Origin of the sequence: Mobiluncus holmesii ATCC 35242 (assembly GCF_000185445.1) — a bacterium.
GTDB classification, from domain to species: domain Bacteria; phylum Actinomycetota; class Actinomycetes; order Actinomycetales; family Actinomycetaceae; genus Mobiluncus; species Mobiluncus curtisii.
Window position 1 is genome coordinate 1,666,787 of record NZ_GL622346.1, and the last position, 20,958, is coordinate 1,687,744.

Annotated in this window: 20 protein-coding genes; 15 read left to right on the plus strand and 5 right to left on the minus strand. The window is 58.5% G+C overall.

The features are described 5' to 3' along the window. Position 1: 1 nt before the first annotated feature. From HMPREF0576_RS07160 to HMPREF0576_RS07225, 14 genes are all read left to right on the plus strand, one after another. On the plus strand, positions 2-280 hold the full coding sequence (locus HMPREF0576_RS07160) for a hypothetical protein (protein WP_004007661.1): 279 nt from the start codon (positions 2-4) through the stop codon (positions 278-280). Between the two features lie 344 nt (positions 281-624). After that, entirely contained in the window at positions 625-2,520 is a 1,896-nt protein-coding gene (locus tag HMPREF0576_RS07165) for a ribonucleoside triphosphate reductase (RefSeq protein WP_050779757.1), read from the plus strand. Between the two features lie 77 nt (positions 2,521-2,597). Further along, positions 2,598-3,398, plus strand: a complete 801-nt coding sequence (locus tag HMPREF0576_RS07170; protein ID WP_004011308.1) for an anaerobic ribonucleoside-triphosphate reductase activating protein — start codon at positions 2,598-2,600, stop codon at positions 3,396-3,398. A gap of 66 nt (positions 3,399-3,464) precedes the next feature. Beyond that, positions 3,465-4,655 carry a variant leucine-rich repeat-containing protein gene (locus HMPREF0576_RS07175; protein WP_004011309.1) on the plus strand — a complete coding sequence of 397 codons (1,191 nt, stop codon included), beginning with the start codon at positions 3,465-3,467 and terminating at the stop codon, positions 4,653-4,655. 21 nt (positions 4,656-4,676) lie between these two features. Next, positions 4,677-6,527, plus strand: a complete 1,851-nt coding sequence (locus tag HMPREF0576_RS07180; protein ID WP_004011310.1) for an N-acetylmuramoyl-L-alanine amidase — start codon at positions 4,677-4,679, stop codon at positions 6,525-6,527. A 66-nt stretch (positions 6,528-6,593) separates the two neighbouring features. Beyond that, positions 6,594-7,448 (plus strand): DsbA family protein, encoded by an 855-nt coding sequence (locus HMPREF0576_RS07185; RefSeq protein ID WP_004007666.1) that lies wholly within the window; start codon positions 6,594-6,596, stop codon positions 7,446-7,448. 70 nt (positions 7,449-7,518) lie between these two features. Then, complete coding sequence (locus tag HMPREF0576_RS07190; RefSeq protein ID WP_004011311.1) at positions 7,519-8,439, plus strand: cytochrome c biogenesis CcdA family protein; 921 nt, start codon at positions 7,519-7,521, stop codon at positions 8,437-8,439. A gap of 41 nt (positions 8,440-8,480) precedes the next feature. After that, positions 8,481-9,965: a magnesium transporter MgtE N-terminal domain-containing protein gene (locus HMPREF0576_RS07195; RefSeq protein WP_004011312.1), complete on the plus strand. Its 1,485-nt coding sequence runs from the start codon at positions 8,481-8,483 to the stop codon at positions 9,963-9,965. Beyond that, on the plus strand, positions 9,958-10,512 hold the full coding sequence (locus tag HMPREF0576_RS07200; protein ID WP_004011313.1) for a DUF1003 domain-containing protein: 555 nt from the start codon (positions 9,958-9,960) through the stop codon (positions 10,510-10,512). The genes HMPREF0576_RS07195 and HMPREF0576_RS07200 overlap by 8 nt, the downstream gene beginning before the upstream one ends. A gap of 61 nt (positions 10,513-10,573) precedes the next feature. Next, a complete protein-coding gene (gene rlmB, locus HMPREF0576_RS07205; RefSeq protein ID WP_004007670.1) occupies positions 10,574-11,551 on the plus strand; it encodes a 23S rRNA (guanosine(2251)-2'-O)-methyltransferase RlmB in 978 nt (325 codons plus the stop codon). A gap of 211 nt (positions 11,552-11,762) precedes the next feature. Continuing rightward, a complete protein-coding gene (gene cysS / locus HMPREF0576_RS07210) occupies positions 11,763-13,283 on the plus strand; it encodes a cysteine--tRNA ligase (RefSeq protein ID WP_004011314.1) in 1,521 nt (506 codons plus the stop codon). A 21-nt stretch (positions 13,284-13,304) separates the two neighbouring features. Beyond that, complete coding sequence (locus HMPREF0576_RS07215) at positions 13,305-14,063, plus strand: AzlC family ABC transporter permease (protein ID WP_004011315.1); 759 nt, start codon at positions 13,305-13,307, stop codon at positions 14,061-14,063. Beyond that, positions 14,060-14,383 (plus strand): AzlD domain-containing protein, encoded by a 324-nt coding sequence (locus tag HMPREF0576_RS07220; protein ID WP_004007673.1) that lies wholly within the window; start codon positions 14,060-14,062, stop codon positions 14,381-14,383. The genes HMPREF0576_RS07215 and HMPREF0576_RS07220 overlap by 4 nt, the downstream gene beginning before the upstream one ends. A 78-nt stretch (positions 14,384-14,461) precedes the next feature. Then, positions 14,462-15,196 (plus strand): phosphoglyceromutase, encoded by a 735-nt coding sequence (locus HMPREF0576_RS07225; protein WP_004011316.1) that lies wholly within the window; start codon positions 14,462-14,464, stop codon positions 15,194-15,196. A 269-nt stretch (positions 15,197-15,465) separates the two neighbouring features. On the opposite strand, the gene HMPREF0576_RS07230 is transcribed toward HMPREF0576_RS07225, so the two are convergent. Next, positions 15,466-15,699, minus strand: coding sequence for a hypothetical protein (locus HMPREF0576_RS07230; protein WP_004007675.1), 234 nt, complete (start codon positions 15,697-15,699; stop codon positions 15,466-15,468). A gap of 138 nt (positions 15,700-15,837) precedes the next feature. Here HMPREF0576_RS07230 and HMPREF0576_RS07235 point away from each other — a divergent pair, with 138 nt between their 5' ends. Next, positions 15,838-16,320 (plus strand): CarD family transcriptional regulator, encoded by a 483-nt coding sequence (locus HMPREF0576_RS07235; protein WP_004011317.1) that lies wholly within the window; start codon positions 15,838-15,840, stop codon positions 16,318-16,320. 89 nt (positions 16,321-16,409) lie between these two features. Here HMPREF0576_RS07235 and HMPREF0576_RS07240 read toward each other — a convergent pair whose 3' ends face one another. From HMPREF0576_RS07240 to HMPREF0576_RS07255, 4 genes are read right to left on the minus strand one after another with little or no spacing between them, the layout of a single operon-like run. Next, a complete protein-coding gene (locus HMPREF0576_RS07240) occupies positions 16,410-16,721 on the minus strand; it encodes a P-II family nitrogen regulator (protein WP_004007677.1) in 312 nt (103 codons plus the stop codon). Continuing rightward, complete coding sequence (locus HMPREF0576_RS07245; protein ID WP_004011318.1) at positions 16,718-18,352, minus strand: DUF1538 domain-containing protein; 1,635 nt, start codon at positions 18,350-18,352, stop codon at positions 16,718-16,720. Before HMPREF0576_RS07245 ends, HMPREF0576_RS07240 begins: the two co-directional genes overlap by 4 nt. After that, positions 18,353-19,030, minus strand: coding sequence for a P-II family nitrogen regulator (locus tag HMPREF0576_RS07250; RefSeq protein WP_004008784.1), 678 nt, complete (start codon positions 19,028-19,030; stop codon positions 18,353-18,355). It lies immediately after the preceding gene. Continuing rightward, positions 19,023-20,519, minus strand: coding sequence for a DUF1538 domain-containing protein (locus tag HMPREF0576_RS07255; RefSeq protein WP_004011319.1), 1,497 nt, complete (start codon positions 20,517-20,519; stop codon positions 19,023-19,025). Before HMPREF0576_RS07255 ends, HMPREF0576_RS07250 begins: the two co-directional genes overlap by 8 nt. Between the last annotated feature and the right edge of the window lie 439 nt (positions 20,520-20,958).

Below are 20,958 nucleotides of genomic sequence, written 5' to 3' on the forward strand. Positions count from 1 at the left end.
GATGAAAGATACGTCGAAAATTAAGTTCATGCGGATGGGGGAATCCGCTTCTTTTGGGGCAATGCTGACTTTGATTACGGCTGTGATGTTTACCGTCAAGTCGGTTGACATTCCGATTTGGGCCTGGATTATCGAATTTGTGATATTGAGCGGAATCGCTTTTGTCATCCCACGTCAACCTCACACCGTAACCCCCGAGCAAAAACGGCTCTTGATATTTTCCTCGATTACCGCAGTTTTGCTAATCATTGCCCTGGTTGTCATTATTGCCGTGAGCTAACTTTTCCTCCAGACTTTGCGGGGATGAGCACCCATCATGCTAAGTTAACCGGGGAAAACACACGCTCACGAATACGTTTTGCCAGAGCACTAGACAGACATGTAAACCCGATAATCTCTAAAATCCTCACAATTATCGAGTTGACGTACAGTTCTCGGTTGTATCCAGACGCGCAGCGACACGCACAGCGGCGAATCCCCGCAACCCACAGACCTGGGCAAACACAATATATAGGGGTTCAATTAAGCCATGCGCACAATATATAGTTGATTTATCCAAATACCCCCCTAGAGTATTTTCTTGTGTTCTCCGCACTGGGAGATGAGGAGATGAAAGGAAAACAGATGACTGCGACGAAACCAGAGACGACCCCCGTATTTGAAACCAATCCACGCCACCACATGATTGACCCCATAGAGACAGTGGACGAATACTTGAGCCAGGCTGACTGGCGGGTGAACGCCAACGCTAACCAGGGCTACTCAGTCGGCGGACTAATCCTGAATGCGGCGGGCAAGATGGTCGCCAACTACTGGCTGGACAAGGTTTATCCCGCCGCTGCCGGACACGCCCACCGCGACGGCGACTTCCACATTCACGACCTGGATATGTTTGCCGGGTACTGCGCCGGCTGGTCGCTGAAACAGCTGCTGCAACAGGGTTTCAACGGGGTCAGCGGGGCGATTGCTTCCAATCCACCGCGGCATTTTTCCTCGGCCTGCGGGCAAATCGTGAACTTCCTGGGCACGCTGCAAAACGAGTGGGCTGGCGCCCAAGCATTCTCTAGCTTTGACACCTACATGGCACCTTTCGTCCGCCTGGACGACATGACGTATGCCGACGTCAAACAGTGTATGCAGGAACTCATCTACAACCTGAACGTACCGAGCCGCTGGGGCAGTCAGTGTCCGTTCACGAACCTCACTTTTGACTGGACCTGCCCACCGGACCTACGCGACGAAGTACCGCTCGTAGGCGAGGAACTGTGCGACTTTGCCTACGGGGACCTGCAGGCTGAGATGGACATCATCAACCGCGCCTACATGGAGGTCATGACCGAGGGGGACGCGGACGGGCGCGTGTTCACCTTCCCCATTCCGACCTACAACATGACCAGGGATTTCGATTGGGATTCCCCGAACGCCAACCTGCTGTTTGAGATGACGGCAAAATACGGGCTGCCCTATTTCCAGAACTTCATCAACTCGGAGCTGGACCCCGGTCAGATTCGCTCCATGTGCTGTCGATTGCAGCTCGACCTGCGGGAACTGGTCAAGCGCGGTAACGGGCTGTTCGGTTCGGCAGAACAGACGGGGTCTATCGGGGTGGTAACCATCAACCTGGCGCGTTTGGGTTATCTGCACAAGGGCGACGAGGACGGTTTGCGTGCCCGCTTGCGTGAACTCATTGAGTTGGCTTCGGTGACTTTGGAACGCAAGCGCGTCACCATCCAGTACCACATGGACCACGGTCTGTTCCCCTACACGAAACGCTACCTGGGGAATCTGGATAACCACTTCTCGACCATCGGGGTCAACGGCATGAACGAGCTGATTCGCAACTTCACCGATGACGCTTATGACATCACCGATCCGCGTGGACACGCCATGGCGGCTCGGATCCTGGACGGGGTGCGCGAACAGATGGTAGAGCTGCAAGAAGCCACCGGACACATGTACAACCTGGAGGCGACCCCCGCCGAAGGCACCACGTACCGCTTGGCAAAAGCCGATCGGAAACGTTTCGAGGACAAAATCCTGCAGGCAGGCACGACCGAAAACCCCTACTACACGAACTCTTCGCAGCTGCCTGTCGGGTTCACGAACGATCCGTTCCTCGCCGAGGAACTGCAAGAGGAACTGCAAACCAAGTACACCGGCGGCACCGTGCTGCACCTGTACATGGGCGAGGCCGTGTCCAGCGCGGAGGCCTGCAAACAGCTGGTGCGCCGCTCCCTGACCACCTGGCGCACGCCCTACATCACTATCACGCCAACGTTTAGTATCTGCCCGACACACGGCTACATTTCTGGCGAACACTTCACCTGCCCGCAATGCGAAGCGAAGGGTCGGCACCAGGAATGCGAAGTCTGGACGCGGGTCATGGGCTACTTCCGTCCGGTCCAGTCCTTTAACATCGGCAAGAAGGGCGAGTTTGCCGAACGGCAGTATTTCAACGAGTCAGCAGCGGCGTCCCACGGGGAGTTGCGCTCGCACCTGGCAGAAGCGACCTTGGTTTAGCTCTAAAGACTGAATCTGCTACCCAGGTAATCCGACTGGGTTACCTGGGTCATGCATTTAATCAAGAAGGAGCGCCAATGTCCACAGCAGTTACGGATAGCACCGCGGTCAGCCCGCTCACGGGTTTGGTCATCGCGGGGGTGACGCCGTTTTCCACGGTAGATTGGCCGGGAAAATTGGTGGCATCCGTGTTCCTACAGGGATGCCCCTGGAACTGCGGATATTGCCAGAATGTTGCCATCATTGACCCGCGGACGCCTGCCGGTTACCAGGAGGCAGACTTGTGGGAGCTGCTGGGGCGACGGCGCGGTTTGCTGGACGGGGTGGTGTTTTCCGGAGGGGAGCCGACTCGCCAAACAGCACTGGTGCCCGCCGCCCAGCGGGCGCGTGACCTCGGCTTTCTGGTGGGGCTGCACACCGGGGGAGCCTACCCGAAGCGTCTGGAACAGTTACTGAATGCCGGGTTGCTCGATTGGGTCGGTTTGGACGTAAAGGGTCTGGCACAAAACTATCCACAAGTGGTGGGGCGTCCCCAAGCGCATCGCGCCGGCACAGACGCTTGGCGGGCTTTGGACCTGGTGTTGGCAGCGCATCGCGCGGGAACGCTGTCAGACTATGAGGTACGCATCACCGCCTATCCCGGAACTGATCCGCGCGATACGAATCCCGCAGCCCTCCCCGCCTTAGCCCAGGCTCTGCATGAGCGCGGGGTGGAATGCCTAGCGGTGCAACAGGCTCGACCCGACGGTACACGCCCGGAATTTCAAGAGCTTTGCGCCCAAAATCATGCGAAATCCTTTGCGGTTGACTTGGCTCGCCAAGCTGAAGAACTCACCGGGATGTTTACACATTTCACTTTTCGCGGAACCGCCGGCTGATCCCACAACCCTCGCCAAACCCCAAGGTACACATGGAAAGACGCGAATTTATGGAATAATGACCGTATGGATGAACTACGCTCCCAGGCTAGTGACCCGTCTACTCCCGGTTTGGATCTACAACAGCTGGCTACCAATGCGGAACTACGCCCTTTAATCGCGAAAAACCCCGCGGCATATACGGGACTGCTCGATTGGCTCGTGAACAAAAAAGAACCCGAAGTCCTCGCCGCCCTGCGTGAGCGGCAAGCGGCTTTTGAAGCTGGTCAAATCATGCCCATGCCTTCCCTACCCCTGCCCGAACCGTCTGCGTCACCAAGCCCCCGCGAATCGGCAACCCCCACAGCTCAGGAGACTCCCGAGACAGTCGAACCCACCTCCACTGATACACCGCAACCGACCACCCTGGTGCCTGAGGCAGCCACGGATTCCACCACCGGGGAAACTCCCGGAAGTCCCCACCGCACTTCAATACTGGGGCAAAACCCCGCAGAAACCACTGTCCTGCCGCCGATAAACGCCCCCATATCCAGCCCGGTAGCGGCTCCCGGTCTGCCTCCGTCTTTCCCCCCCAATGCCGCACCAAGCCAAAACTTGGGAACCGGATACTATGGCGCGATTCCCGCCGCAGCGACACCAACTCAATACCTGGCTCCCGTTAGCGGCAACGCCCCGATGATGGCTCCTGTCCCCGAACTCTATCTGCCAGCGGAAAAGCCAAAATCCAACGCTGTGTTGTGGGTCATTTTCATCATCCTGCTGCTTGCAGTGATAGGGATGGGTATCGCGGTAACCTTGGTGCTGACCGGGGTTATTGGTGATGATTCCCCTCAGACTGACACGAACTCCCCAAGCACCGCCAGTGAAGCTCCCACCGCCACAGAAAAGGCTCCCGCCCCAGCCAACGCCCAAAACATCCAGTCTTTTGTCACCGAAACCGGAGACTCCACCTGCCGGGTAGACGGCGAAGAACTCATCTGCCAGGTGCGCAACCTGGTCAGCACCGTGGCAGGCTGCACGCCAAAACAGGATTCTTTGGTCATCAGCATGAAAGACGGCGACCCAAACGTCACCTGCCAGCCCAATCAGAACTATTCCCCCAGCGGAGACACGATTCTTCACGATACTGCCATGACGTATCAAAATTTCGCCTGTCAATCGAAATATACCGGCACTGAATGCTGGAACAAGATGACCGGCAAAGGCTTTTTCTTTGCCAAGCAGGACTATCATCAGCAAGACGCCCCCGCGCGATAAGTCAACATATTCAGGAGAAACATGCCTAACTGGGAGGAATTCGACACCTGGGAACCGACCCAGGATTACCCTTCTGCGCCCCCGGCACGTTCCTCCTCCCTGGGCGAGCCCCCGAGCCGCCACCTGCCCCCCGCCCTAGGTGCGGCGTCTCACCCCGAGCGCGATTCAGGATCTAGCCTGGCGGATACCCACGCTGCTAGCTTTTTTGAAGAGTTTTCCGCCGCTGCCGAGGCGGCTGGTGCCGCCAGCGCCAACCAGATACCGCAACTGCCCTACGGCGATAATCCGGGGATTGCTGCCCTGTTGGCCAATGCCCAAAACATGCTGAACGCGGACGGTTCACAGCACCAAGATCCTCCTTTCACCCCGTCAGCAGCTGCGGATACTCCGGAATTCCCCGCCGTGGAAGTCCCCGACGCTATGCGCGCGGATTTCGACACCCCCCTGGCTCCGGGAGAACCCGCCAGCCCCCCTACCTCCACCACCCCACCGGCACGAAACACGAGTCCCACGGGGCGCAAACCCACGCAGCGCCGACCCGAACCGGTCCATTCCGAAGGGTGGAAATCTTTAGTGTCCGGATGGGACGAAATGGGCGGGACCAGCGCTGCCACCGCCTCACCCCGAACCGGTGCTCCGGGGACCGGCGCTCGTCCTCTCTCGAAAACGCACCAGACTTCCCCACGCGCCGCGGCACACCCGGACACTGACTGGGAACGCCTAAAAGCGGTATCCCCGCGCACTCCGCAAAAAACTTTGGGCACCCCACCCTCACGGGCAGATTTATCTGAACCACGCTGGAAGTCCCTCACTGCCCAAACTCCAGAGGGACCCTCCAAGTTACGGTTGCGTCGAGTTGGTACGGGAAGCTCCGAACCGCGTCCGAGCGACGGTATTTCGCCGCTGGTAGTCCTGGCAGGAGGAATCATCCTGTCCCTGGTCAGCGTGGGAATCGGGGTGAGCGCAGGGATGAACCTGGTGCCGCGTCCGACCGTGACCGTCACAGCTACCCCCAGAGACTTCGCCAAACCGAACTCGAACAATCCAGACTCCATCGGAAACGCAGACCCCTCGGAGGACCCCGCTGCCGGGACCGCCGGGGGACTGAGCGGACTGAAAGTCGCCCTTGATCCGGGACACAATGGCGGTAACGCCGCCGCTTGGCAGCAAATCGGGACGAATGTTCCCGACGGACGCGGTGGTCAAAAACCCTGCAACACGACCGGCACTGCTACCGCTGACGGCTACACCGAACACGAGTTCAACTGGAAGATTGCGAACGCCCTAAAGACCAAACTGGAGGCAGCGGGAGCCACCGTGTTCCTGACGCGTGATTCCGATCAGGGCGTGGGTCCGTGCGTGGACGCCCGCGGTCAGTTTGCGCAAAAGGTCGGGGCGGACGTGATGGTGTCTATTCACGCCAACGGAACCACGGACACGGCTCAGCACGGATTCTTCGTGATGATTTCAGAGCCGCCCCTGAATGAGGCTCAAAAACAGCCCGCCTCAGATTTGGCTACCAAACTGGTGAAGTCTCTGCAAGAGGGCGGATTCACGCCCCAGTCCGGCGGGTCTATCAGCAGCGGGATATGGAAACGTTCCGATGTGGCGACATTGAATTTTTCGGAGGTGCCCGCCGCAATGGTGGAGCTTGGAGAGATGCGTAACCCGGCTGATGCTGCCCTGATGAAGTCAGATACCGGTCAGGAACGCTACGCCCAATCCTTGTTCGACGGTTTAAAGGCGTGGGCAGAGGCAGCCCGACCGGCATCGAAACCTGCCCCGGCAGCTTCGGGTACGACAGCGGCGACATCGCCGCAGTCTCCCGCTGCGGGGTCGCCCTCCCCGGCTGCCCCTACTGGCGGACAGTAGCAGCCGGGCGGCAAACCGCACCTCCGTTATGCTTTAATTAACCAGTCTTTGGAATATGAGGGGAAAATGAGCGATAAGAACAAATCTGTGGAACGCAGCGCCGCTAACGTGTGGGCTTTGAAAATTATTGGTGTCCTAGCTGTTTTGGTGCTTTTAGCCATCGCGTTTTTCCTGGGGCGCACCACGGCTCCGGGAGCGAACACCCCCGCAGCCTCCCCCAGCAGCCCGCAAAAAACCACTGCCGGTGGCGCCACTGCTGGTGACGCGCAAAAGGCCGTGGCAGATTTCGTGGCGCAAACGGGCTTGGTCCCCGGTCAAGACTTCGCCTCCTCCGTCACGAACGAGGGCGGGCTAAAAGCCATGAAAATCCTGCGAGACGGGGCGGATGAGCCCGAACGCACCCTCGGGAAGCCCGACGCCCCGGTGACACTGACTGTATTGAGCGATTTTTCCTGCCCGATGTGTACCAGCTGGGGCAACGATACGCTGCCGAAACTGCAAAAATACGTAGATGACGGCACTCTCAAAATCCAGTGGCACAACATGGTCATTTTCGCTGACCAATATCAATCCGATATAGCCGCCAAGGCTTCAATTGCGGCAATGAAACAGGGCAAACTGTGGGATTTCGTGCGGGCAGCCTACCACACCGCGCCAGAGGGAGAGCACCCCACTTATGACGAAAACAAAGTCATCCAAATCGCTCAATCCATCGGCATCACTGACTTGGGTCGGTTCAAGACCGATATGAACTCCCCCGAAGCACAAGCCACCGTTTCCGAGGAAACCGATTCCGGGCATTCGGTAGGTGTCAACGGCACGCCGTTCTTCGTGCTGGGCGATTCCACGATTTCAGGAGCCTATCCGATTGAATACTTTGAGCACTCTATCGAGTACCAAAAGTTCCTGGCTACCAAATAGGACCTGGTCACCAAGCGATTCAGGTTTCAATCTCACAGCGGACCGTTAGACCCGCGGGGAAGGACGCAAAATGGACTCAGTGACCTTCGCGGTGGCGTATGCCGGAGGGATTCTGACCCTATTTTCACCCTGTTCCGCCCTGCTGATTCCGTCTTTCTTTTCTTACGCTTTTTCGTCAAAGACTAAGTTGGCGTCCCGCACCGCCGTGTTCTTCCTGGGGCTTATGGCGGGATTACTGCCCACCGGAGCCGCCTTTGGGGCACTCGGGGCGATGTTGAACGCGAAACTGCGCGGTCTGACGGTGTGGGCGGGGCTGGTCATCGTCCTGTTCGGTTTGTGGCAAGCCTTGGCGCTGCCGGTACCGAACTTTGGTCGACTGCGCACCCGCTGGCAGGTCTGGAAATGGCAACGCGCCACGCGACAAGCTCAAGTTTCAAACCCGTCCCCGCGGGAGGGACACGTCCCGGTGGAACGCACCGCACCGGCAGCGATTTTCCTGTTAGGGCTGACTTACGGAGTCGCCGCAACCGGCTGTCAAGCCCCCATCTTGGGCTCCATCCTCGCTTTCAGTGTCAGCGGTGGCTCTCCCGTGACCGGATTCTTTACCATGTTCGCCTTTGGCGTGGGCATGTTTACCCCGGTCGCGGTGCTGTCATTCCTGTGGAACCTGATTCCGAATCGAGTGCTGCGCCCGCGCCCCATCAAGGTTTTGGGGCGCGATTCCACGCTCGGAAACTTGGTTTCCGGGCTGCTGATTACCCTGTTAGGTCTGGTCATGGCGCTGTCGGGTCCCGGTGGTCTGGCAACTTCCCTGCTGACTGCCAGCGCCCAATCAAATCTGGAGTTTGCGGTACAACGCACCCTCGCGGGAATTCCCAACTGGCTGTTCTGGCTGCTGGCCGCGCTGCTGGCCGCCTTCGTGACAGTTTATCTGTGGGGAAAGCGCCGCCCCTACCCTTCTGACGACACCGCGGCCGACTCTGCCTCCTGAAGTTTCCCACCCTCACCGGCGCAAACAGGTAGGATTTAGGCGTGAGCAGAGACGAAGTGGAACGCGTCTTCGTAGGACGCCTGGGGGGAACCGCCGTTTTTGATCCCATTGGGGATCCGGTGGGAAAAGTGTATGACGTGGTCGTTTTGCTGCACCGTCGACCGCCCGTCGCTGTAGGTTTAGTGGTGGAAGTCACGCGCGCCCACCGGGTTTTCGTGCCTATCACCCGCGTCACTGCCATCAAATCCGGCGCCGTCATCACGACCGGGCTGGTGAACTTACGTCGTTTCCAGGCTCGCCCACTGGAAACCTGCGCGATTCAAGACGTTTTGGATCGAATCGTGACGTTAAAGGACGGTTCGGGTCAGGCACAGATTTTGGATTTGGCAATAGAACGGCAAAAGGACCGGACTTGGGCAGTAACGGAACTTTACGTGGCGCGGGCGCGCCGGGGGGCTTTCCGCACCCGGCTCGGGGAAACCTTGCATGTCGGAATCGACGAAGTCACTGGTTTATCAGTCGGGGGCGCCGATCAAGCAGCGGATTCCCTGCTGGCCACTTTGGGAGACATGAAACCTGCCGATATGGCTGACGCGATGCACGATTTGTCTGATTCCCGGATGCTTTCGGTCGCTTCCCAGCTGCCGGATAGCCGCCTGGCTGACATCCTCGAAGAGTTGGAGGAAGACGATCAGGTAAAGATTGTTTCCTCCCTGGAACCGGCACGCGCCGCCGACGTGTTGGATGTCATGCAGCCCGACGACGCTGCCGACCTGGTGGCAGAACTTCCGCGAGAAGTCGCGGCTAACCTGCTGGAACTGATGGAGCCGGACGAAGCGAAAGACGTGCGGCGTCTGCTGGCTTACGATGAAGAAACAGCTGGCGGTCTGATGACTACCGAGCCGGTGGTACTGGCTCCCGACGACACGGTTGCCACCATGCTGGCGCATGTGCAGCGCCGCGACATACCTCCCGCGCTGGCAGCCATCGCCATGATTGCCCGCCCACCCCTGGAGACGCCCACCGGCAAATTTATCGGGGTCGTACACCTGCAGCGGGCCTTGCGGGAACCGCCCCACGTCATGCTGGGAAACATCGTCGACACCGACCTGGAGGCCGTCACCCCGGATCGTTCGGTGGACTACCTGACACGTACTATGGCAACGTACAACCTAACAGCTATCCCGGTCGTGGGACCAGTTTCCGGTTCCCTGCTGGGTGCCGTCTCGGTTGACGACGTTTTGGACCACCTGCTGCCGGATGACTGGCGGTGGGATGACCGCGCCGAAGCGGAAGAAGCCGCCATTGCGGAGGCCGAAGCCGCTGCCGCCAACGATGAGGAAACCGCACAAGACACCGCTGCTGCCTTGGCTTCAGACGATGCGGAAGGCGCCCCCAGTGACGAGGATGACGCCACGGTCACGATTCTCCCGACGAACGCCCTCGTGACGAATCCGGGCCGCGCCCCGCAGTCACTGCCAGAAACCGGGAAAAAGGCAGGTAAGGAGGTCAACCCCCATGTCTAAGGGATTGGAGACCCCCACCGACGGACGTCGCGGAGTGTTCGGGTGGCGGCGGCGCTCCCAGATGGGCGCCCAGGATCGTTCGCTATTCACCAGGGTGGCAGAGAGCACTGCCCGGTTCATGGGTACCTCCAAGTTCATCCTGTGGATGACCGTCTTCGTGGGGGTCTGGATTGCCGCGAACCTGGTGTTGACCCGTTCCCTGGGGGATAACCCGTGGGATCCCTATCCGTTTATCCTGTTGAACCTGATGTTTTCCACCCAGGCTTCCTATGCCGCACCGCTCATCATGTTTGCGCAAAACCGGCAGGATGACCGCGACCGCGTTATTGCCGAGCAGGACCGTCAGCAGGCTGCCCGAACCTTGGCTGATACGGAATACCTCACCCGTGAAATTGCCGCCCTGCGTTTGGCAGTATCCGAGCTGGCGACCCGCGATTTTGTGCGTTCCGAAATCCGTGACCTACTCGATGAGCTGGAACAGCGCACCGCTGATTCCTCCGAAGAACCCGACGACACGTGCTCTGACGTGAATCCTGCGCAGCGCTGACGGTTTACCTGCCCTGGGCACACACAGTGAGTTTGCGCCCAGTGAAATCCTCTTAGGTAAAATGGTTGGCATGAGTCCAAAGAAATCTGCTTCACACGCCCCGAAAGGCAGTGGCGGGGTACGCCGGCACCGCTTGAAAGGCAAGGGACCGACCCCGAAAGCTGCTAATCGTCCTTATCACCAGGCATACCGTGACCGTCTGGAGGCGGAACGCAAAGCCACGCATACCTCGGGAGTGACCCAGCGGGCTGCTGCAAGAGACAGGTACCGTCCCAACACCGCTGCTGACAGCGAAATCATTTTCGGACGCAACCCGGTAGTCGAAGCCGCTGCCGCCGGGGTGCCGCTGAAACGCTTGTTCGTTTCCGCTTCGCTCATGAAAGATGAGCGCCTGTCCAAAGTGGTGCAGCGCGGGGCTGCTTCGGGAGCAAAGCTGCAAGAATGCTCCCCCGCCGACCTGGACCGTATCACCGCGGGAGGAACCCATCAAGGAATTGCGGCAGAAATCGCCGCTTACAATTACGCCGAGGTCATGGATTTGTGGGACCGCGCGGTGACTCGGGCTAAATCTGAGCCGAATCATCCCCCCCTATTGATTGTGCTAGACCAGGTCACTGACCCACACAACCTGGGAGCGACGCTGCGTTCCGCGGCGGCTTTTGGAGCTGACGGGGTCATTATTGGCGAGCACCGGTCAGCTTCGGTCACCGCTGCCGTGTGGAAAGTTTCCGCGGGGGCGGCGGCGATTGTGCCCGTCGCTAAAGCGCGAAACCTGACTCATGCCTTGCAGCAGCTGCAGGCGGAGGGGGCTTTCGCTATCGGTTTGGACGGCGGGGGGGACGTGGATTTGCCCGACTTGAAGCTGGCGGATCAGCCCCTGGTGGTCGTGACCGGCTCGGAAGGCAAAGGGATTTCCCGGCTGGTGCGCGAGACCTGCGACCAGATTGTGTCCATCCCCATTGATAAACGCATGGAGTCGCTAAACGCCGCTGTCGCTACCGGCATCGCCCTGTACCAAATCGCCGCCCTGCGGGGTTAGACGAGCTGAGGCTGCCGCGAAATTGGGTATGCCGTGCACGAATGACCGTTTTCATCGCGCCTTAAGCTTGCTGCACGCCACTCAAATCGCTACAACATGCGGTTTTAGACCTCGCACGTCGCGCCAATCCCATAATTTGTCTTGAAATCGGTCATTCGTGCATGCGCCACGACTACTGCACCAAACAGCACCGAACCAGTAGACTTAGCTCATGAAGATTTTTGATTCCGCCACGCATGAAGTCCGCGACTTTGTACCGGTCACACCGGGGAAAGTGGGGCTCTATCTGTGCGGACCAACTGTGCAAGGGGCTCCTCACCTGGGACATTTGCGCGCCGCGCTGAACTTCGACGTGCTGGTGCGGTGGTTGCGCCGGCGGGGATACGCGGTAACTTACGTGCGTAACGTCACGGACATTGACGACAAGATTTTGGCTAAATCAGCCGCTGCCGGCGTGCCGTGGTGGGAGCTGGCGGCACATTTCGAGCGGGAATTCGACTTTGCGTACCGGGCTTTGAACACCGTGCCCCCGACCGTGACCCCGCACGCTACCGGGCATATTCCCCAACAGATTGCGCTGATTGAGCGCTTACTTGAGCGGGGTCACGCCTACAGCGACACGAACGGCAACGTGTACTTCTCGGTCACGTCCCTGCCGGACTACGGCGCGCTGACGAACCAGCCGGTTAGCGAACTCGCTTCTACAGAGGACGAGTCCCAAATCGACACCGCCACCGAGGCGGGCAAGCGCGACCCGCGTGACTTTGCCCTGTGGAAAGCCGCAAAAGACGACGAACCCAGCGACGCAGCTTGGGATGCGCCCTGGGGACGCGGGCGTCCCGGCTGGCACCTAGAATGCTCCGCCATGAGCCAGGCCTATCTGGGCGACACGTTCGACATTCACGGCGGCGGGCTGGACCTGCGCTTTCCCCATCATGAAAACGAGATGGCACAGTCGCACGGAGCTGGCTGGGGATTTGCCCGCTACTGGATGCACAACGCCTGGCTGACGCTTAAGGGCGAAAAAATGTCGAAGTCTGTCGGCAACGTAGTCGGGGTACGCCGCCTGCTGGAGGATTGGGATCCGGCAGTGGTGCGGATGTCCGTGGTCACCACGCACTATCGGACGAATCTGGAATACTCCGAGGATTCCTTGAAGCAGGCGGCTTTGTTGTGGGACAAATTCACCAGTTTTCTCCAGCAAGTTCCTCGGTCTGTCCCGGCGGAGACGGCGGCTCCAGAGGTTCGCAATGTCTATGGCGACGTCGATCCAGACCTCGCCCGGCAACGCGAACTCGCTGCGGTCGAGTTACCCGATGACTTTGTGGCAGCTCTGGACGATGACCTGAATGTTCCCGGCGCTCTGCCTGCGCTGCACCGCACATTAAAAACCGGTAAAGCGGCTTTGAACAGCGGAGACACGACAGGCGCTCAGCAGGAAGCCCTGCAATTGCGCGCCATGTTAGACGTGTTCGGTCTGGATCCACACGACCCGGCTTGGGTCGCGTCTGTATCCGCGACCGAGACTCCTGGCACTGAGCCCAACCCCACAGACACCCCAAACGACAGCCTAACAGCGCTGGTCACCGCCCTTTTGCAGCAGCGTGGTGAGGCGAAAGCGCAGCGAGATTGGGGTCGTGCCGACGCGATTCGTGACCTGTTGCAAACCCACGTCGCCCCGGTGGTGGACACCCCTGCCGGCGTCCAGTGCGGTTCGGTCACGTTCAGCTAGCCTCGTGAAGCAGGTCAGACTGTGAAAACACACGATTTTAACGCGGGAATCAAGGCGGGACTTCCCATCGGGCTGGGCTATTTCGCAGTGTCCATCGCCATTGGTATGTATTGGGCACAGGGTCACTTGCCGCCACTCTCTTCGGCTATTTTTTCCCTCACTAATGTGTCCTCTACCGGTCAGTTTGCGGGCATCTCTATCATTGCTGCCCACGGCGGTCTGGTGGAGCTAGCTATAACCACATTATTGGTGAATTTACGCTACCTGTTGATGAGTACCTCCCTGTCTCAACGCTTAACCAGCACCAACCCGCATCCAGTCGGGACCTGCAAACGGATGTTGCTGGGGCTCGGCGTCACCGACGAGATTTATGCCATTAACATTGGTCGCGCCCATGTCGGTTTCGCTCATTATGCGGGTTCGATGATTCTGCCCTTTTTAGGCTGGGTCGGGGGCACTTTGGTCGGAGCGTTTGCCGGTACGGGGCTGCCCAAATCGGTCGAAAACGCGGCGGGGATTCTGCTCTATGCCATGTTCATCGCGATTGTCATCCCCCCGTTTAAACAGTCCTCGCGGGTAAAAATCGTGACCGCAATCGCAGCCGGGACTTCAATCACACTCACTTTTGCCCCCCTCGTGTCCCAGCTGTCCTTGGGCTGGCGCATCATTATCGCTACCTTGGTGGCAGCGGGACTAGGGGCCACGTTCTTTCCGCCCCAGGAGTCGGCAGCGAACCGGGATCATTCCGACAGCACAACCGGGAAAGCAGGGGAATCATGAGCTACATACCCGCGGCTATCCTGGTGACCGCGCTGGTCACCTATGCTTTGCGCACTCTGCCGCTGCTGGTGTTGCGCCGAGACATCAAGTCCCCCTGGGTGAATTCTTTCCTGTATTACGTGCCGTGGGCAGTATTGGCAGCCATGATTATTCCCGCTGCTTTCCTGTCCACCGGTTCCTTGATTTCCGCAGTGTTGGGCATTGGGGTGGCACTGGTGCTGTCCTGGCGAGGACAGTCGCTGTTTGTTGTGGCTGTCGCGGCGGCGGTCACGGTGTGGGTGTGTGAGGTCGCACCAGGATTCCTGTCCGCGCTTTCGTGAATTCGCTAATGCCGCGCCACGCCAGAAACCAGGACCAAATGCCCTGTTACAGGCAAACCGCTGTGGAAGAATGAAACTATGACATACAAACTTGTGTTGCTCCGCCACGGCGAGAGCGAATGGAATGCAAAAAACCTGTTTACCGGGTGGGTTGACGTGCCTTTGAGTGAAAAGGGGCGCGCCGAAGCTACCCACGGCGGTGAGCTGCTTAAGAAGGAAGGCATCCTGCCTGACGTCTTACACACTTCCCTGCTGCGCCGCGCGATTATGACCGCTAACTTGGCATTGGACGCGTGCGACCGGCACTGGATTCCGGTGCACCGCTCGTGGAGATTGAACGAACGACACTACGGTGCCCTGCAGGGCTTGAACAAGAAAGCTATCCGCGATGAATACGGCGAGGATTTGTTCATGCAGTGGCGCCGTTCCTATGACGTGCCGCCGCCCCAGATTGAACTCGGTTCCGAGTTTAGCCAGGACACCGATCCACGTTACGCCGGCGAGCCGATTCCGCGGGCGGAATGTCTCAAGGACGTGCTGGAACGTGCTCTGCCCTACTGGAAGGATGCAGTCATCCCAGACCTTAAGACCGGCAAGACCGTCATGGCGGCAGCCCACGGCAACTCGCTGCGCGCCATTGTGAAGCACTTGGATTCCATCAGCGATGATGAGATTTCGGGTCTGAACATTCCCACCGGGATTCCGCTGTACTACGAGCTGGGCGAAGACTTTAAGCCTGTCTCGCACGGTCGCTACCTGGATCCGGATGCAGCCGCCAATGCGATTAAAGCAGTGGCGAATCAGGGCAAATAGTCCCTCAAACAACTGTTTGGGGCGCTTCGGTCTGCCGAGGCGCCCCATTTTTGTGGCTCGTGGGTGGTTTGCGGAGCGGGCTGAAGGTTCCGCGGTCCCATTCACCCGGTCAGCGTGTTACGCAGAAGGTCGGTGGGTCAGGCTAGTGGGAGACGTCGCTCACCGGTCGGGCTGGGGTTTGCTCGGATCCGCCTGCGGAGCCGCGCAAACCAGGAAACATACCGGGAGTGTCGCCACTTTTCCGCGAGTTTCCCGGCGTGTCGCGGATTCTAGAATTCGGTACCCCGCGACGGTTCTGCCAGAATCCCACGACGCGACACTTCATAGACCGGAGGATCCAGCAGTTCCGCCTCAGTTCCGTGCAAAGCCGCCAAATCCGCAGCTTGTGAAGCCACCACCCGACGCGCCGCCCGGACCGCTTTTCGTTTCACCGGAGCGTTTGTTAGGTCAATGCCTTGTTTCTTTTTACGCCCGGACTTCTTTTTTCTCTTCGGTTCAATCATTGTTACCTCGGTAAATTATCGTGCATTGGCGGGCTTTTTCGCACCATTGCGCCAAAAGAGGACACACTTTTAATTGCTCTTTACCACAAAATTGTGATAAGATAAGTATATCCACCTCAAAAACGGGAGATTTTCAATATGACATTTAAGGTTGGAGAAACCGTCGTTTATCCCCATCATGGGGCTGCCACGATCGAAGAGATCATAACCCGAGTTATTGGAGGTGTGGAACGCGAATATCTCAAGCTCCGTGTAGCCCAAGGCGACCTCACCATCCAGATTCCATCCGAAAACGTCGAGATGGTTGGCGTCCGCGACGTCGTTGACGAAGCCGGACTGGAACACGTCTTTGAGGTGCTGCGCGCCAAAAAGACCGACGAGCCGTCCAACTGGTCGCGTCGCTACAAAGCCAACGTGGAAAAAATCGCTACCGGCGACGTGGTCAAAGTTGCCGAAGTCGTGCGTGACCTGTCCCGCCGGGACTCGAACCGTGGACTATCCGCCGGTGAAAAGCGGATGTTGAGCAAGGCACGTCAGATTCTGGTTTCCGAGCTGGCATTGGCTGAAAAGACCAATGAAGAAGACGCTTCGCTGCGTCTGGACGAAGTCTTGGCTTCCTAAAACACCATAACTTTTACAAATAGTAGTTGGAGGAAAACCTCCAACTATTATTTTTTGCCCACTGTACCCGTTTTTAGGCTGTGCCCGACCTACTCGGTCGGTTGGTAAAGTCCGCGCACGCGGGTCGTATTTTGCACGAAAACAATGCCGTTTCCGGGCTGGCGCAAATCCAAAGTCTCGTAAATCGTATCCACAATCTGTGGGGTATTCGCTTGGTCAGCCAAAATCATCACCAACTCTTTTTCCGGTTCGATACCCATCCCAAACAGGGTGGCGGTTTCGTGAACCCCGGAACCGCGCGCATTAATAATCGTCCCGCCGTGCGAGCCAGCCTGCACCGCCGCGTCGATAACCTCTTCGGCGTGGCCTTTTTCCACAATGGTCAATATCGCCTGAATCATGAGTTTTCCTTCTTTCCGGGGCTGGTATCAGCCAGTTGAGACCCTGCCGCGAAGGCAGCAGCGCGGGGGGTGGATTTTGCACAAGTGGTGGGGGAGGTGGGGGAGCCGTCGTCCTCAGTCGGGGCGGGGCTCGCCCACGGGTCTTTGGCACGCAAGTTCGTCCGGCGCCGAGCGCGAGCCTGGAACACAACACCGAGCAGCTGAATCACAATCGGAGGCATCAACGCGACCATAGTGATGAGTCCCAGACCATCCTCCACCACATCCGCAGTGGGTGTGCCGGCAGCTGCCCCTTGCGCAAAAGCCAACACAAACGTGGTCAACATCGGTCCGGGCGCCACCCCGCCACCGTCAAAAGCCAGCCCGCCGAACAGTTCTGAAGACACAAACGTCAACCCAACCGCCACCAGGTATCCCGGCAGCAGCAGGTGCCACAGCTCTAAACTGGGCACTACCAAGCGCAACGTAGACAGCAGTACTGCCAAACCCACCCCTAGTGCCATCGCTGCCATCACCGCGGAGGCACGCACCGACCCAGAAGTGACCTCTTGGACCTGCTCGGTCAGGACGTGCACTGCCGGTTCTGCCAACACCGCCAGGAAACCCAGCGCGAAAGCAATGGTCAGCAGTAACGGCGCGCTGCCGTGAAGCGCCAAGCTCACCCCGATAGTGCGCCCCGCATCCATGAAACCACCATTGGCACCGGTCAGGAAGAAAGTCAGCCCCAAAAACGCCATGACGATACCCGCAATGACGCTTCGACGCACGGACTTGTGCAGTTTGAAAACCGTGACGTTCCCAATCAAAAACAGCGCCAACAGCGGAGCGAGAGCGAGACTGACACTGCGGGCTTCCATCGGGAAATGCCGCACTAGCGGTTCAAATAAATGGGTAGTATCCGGGGTCAAGGTCGGTCCGGTGCTCGGCAGAGCGCCCAAGTGCAACAGGATAGACGTGATTTGCAGCGCCAGAATCGCCCCTACACAAGCAATCGCCACCAGTCCGAAAGCGTCCGATTCGCTCCGCGCCGAGTCACGTTTCAGGGACGCCACCCCGGTCGCGAAAGCCAACACGACCGGCACCGTGAGCGGTCCGGTCGTGGCACCGGAGGCGTCGAAAGCAATCGCCAGGTACTGCATAGGAGCCACCAACGCCAGCAGCACCACCAGCGCATAAGACCCCAATAGTACCCAGCGCAGTTTCCAGCCTCGCAGAATCCGCACCATGCCCAGACACAGCAATACTGCCAGCCCAGCTGAAACCACCACAATCAGCAGGATGGAGGACACGACTCCGCTGGTCAGCGTGTTGACCTGCGCCGCATAGATGAGAATATCCGGCTCTGCCATGGTCAACAGGAAACCCAGCACAAACGTGACTGTCATGACCACCGTCACCCGTCCGGACTTCACCACGGTAGAGGACATAATCCGTCCAATAGGGGCGATACCAACCTCGACCCCCAGCAAAAACAGCGACAGTCCGGCGATAACCGCGATGGCACCCAATCCGAAACGCGGCAGCAGCACGCCCGGCAAAGGAACTACCGTGAGATGCATCAGCACCACAACACCAGCAATGGGCAGGACCGACTTGGTCGTTTCCCAGAGCTTCGCGGTTAAGGTATTCATCTATGCTCCCTGGTACAGCCCGCTGACGGCAACCACATTTTGGGTGAAAAGGATGCCGTGGTTCGGTTTTTCCAAATCGAGACGCTGGTCGATGGCTTCCTCTATCTGAGGGGCAGTCTGGGCAGGGGCGAGCATAAACACAATGTCTTTTTCCGGTTCAATCTCCATGCCCAGCACCAGTTCGGTTTGGGCGACTCCCGAGCCGCGTCCGGCGATGATAGTACCTCCGCGGGAGCCGGCACTTTGCGCAGCCTCGACGACGTCTTCCGCCCGACCGTGCTCCACGATCGTGGTGATGAGCTGCCACTGTGTAGGTTCCGTGGCGTGGTCTGCGGGGGGTTCGGGCCAACGTTCGATGGCGGACGTTCCCGCGATGCCCTCCATTTCAACCGCAAAAGCGATACCCCGGTTGGGTTTCTCGAAATGGAAACGTTTTGCCAGGGCGTCCATCGCGGTTTTGGCAGTAGCGGTGTCCGCTCCCATGATGAGGACTTCTTTGCGGGAATCCACCACTCCGATGGCGTTGAGCCACTTATTTTTGATGGTGCCCCGTCCCAGCATCACCGTCGCGCCGCGAATCCCGTGTTTTTTCGCCTCAGCAATAACTTTGGAGGCCATCTGGTCATTGACCACCACGTACAGTAACACGGCGTCTTTGTGCCAGTCTTTCTCAAGCATGGGAAACCTTCCTTGTCTTAGAAGAATATATTAGTCCGAGAATTTGAATGGTAATCAGCGGCGTCATGGCTACCGTGGCAATCACTCCCAGTCCGTCCACCACCACGTTTGCCCCCGGTGTCCCCGCCGCTGCCCCCTGGGCAAAAGCTAGGACGAAAGTGGCAGTCATCGGACCGGACGCCACCCCGCCGGAATCAAAAGCGATACCGGTAAACAGCGACGGAGCGTAACGCATCATCACGATTGTCACGGCATATCCCGGCAGCAGGATGTGCCACAGCTCCAGTGTGGGCACCAGGACCCGCGCAGTAGACAGCACGACCGCCACGCCCACCCCTAGTGCCAGCGAGAACATCACCGCTTTGCGGCGCACCGCCCCTGCCGTAACATCCTCTACCTGATCCATCAGCACATAAACTGCCGGCTCCGCCAGAATCGTCACTACCCCCAGCAGGAATGCCACTGCCAGCAGCAGGGCGGGAGGCTGGTTAGCTGCCAACGTTTCGCCAATGGTACGCCCCACGTCCATGAAGCCCGCGTTGACCCCGGTCAAGAAAATCACCAATCCGGCATAGGAAAACACGAGACCCCAGATGATACGGCGCAGTTTCGCCGCGTTCAAGGGGAAAAACTTTGCCACAGCACCCACCACGAATGCGGTCAGAATCGGAGCCAGTCCGAGCGCCACATCGCGAACCTGACGCGGAGCTTCTTGTGCCAACGCCGCCAGGGGACTGAGATCCAACACTTCCGGGGCAGGAATGTCACGAGGAATCTGACCCAGTTGAAATATGACCGCAGTGACCAACACTGCCAAAATTGCCCCCGCGGAAGCAATCCCCACCAACCCAAACGCATCGGCTTCTCCGCTACGGGAATCCTTTTTCATCGCAGATACGCCTGCCGCCATCGCCAAGATGAACGGCACGGTCAATGCCCCGGTAGTGGCTCCGGAAGCATCGAAAGAAATTGCGAGGTACTCAGTGGGGGCAAAAAATCCCAGGACCGCCACCAAAACATAAGCGCCCAGGAGAATCAATTTCAAGGGAACGGAACGGATGATGCGGACCATTCCGATGGTCAGGAGCACCGCTATCCCCAAGCTCACCACCAGCACCAAAAAGAGCTTGCCCAGCATTCCGCCGGTAATCAGCTCCACTTGACCGCCATATATGTGCAGGTCAGGCTCAGCAACTGAAACAAACAGACCCAGCACAAAAGTCGCTGCTATCACGACTGCGAGCTTGCCGGATCGAGCGATAGCGTGACCCAGCAGCTGCCCGATGGGGGTCAGACCAATATCCACTCCCAGCAGGAATATCGCCAGCCCCACGATTATGGCTAACGTACCCAAGGCGAAACGTGCCGGCAGTGAGCCTTCCAAGGGAACCAGCGTGAGTGCCAAAATCACGACAATGCCCACAATCGGTGTCACAGAGAGCAGCGTCTCTTTTAACTTTCGCAGCGGGGCAGAAAAATCAGCAAGCAACTTGGCTCCTCCATAGGGGCGGTTTTATGCCAGCCTATCAAGTTATTCCGCCAAAAAGTTTCGCTCCGGCAGCGCGAGGTCTGGCGGCGTTCGGGGGGATGCCTCCGCCACCGCCCTCGCGTAAAACCGGCTTGTATTGCACGAATGACCGATTTCACGCCGATAAGTGCGGGCTCCACACAACTAGAATCGCCATAACCTGCAGGTTTAGAAAACCGGGACTCAATGATGGTCCAAATTCTGGGTTGAAATCGGTCGTTAGTGCAACTATTCCGAAAAACCACAGAAGTTTTCACACCTAAACATGGCGGAAAGCCGGAGCATAGACACCGATTTCGGGCAACAAAATCTGGGGATACTCGCTGGGTTGTGAATATAAGGTGGGATTTGGGCAGTAGCTGCCATTATTGGCAGCTACTGCCCTATTTCCACCCTATAA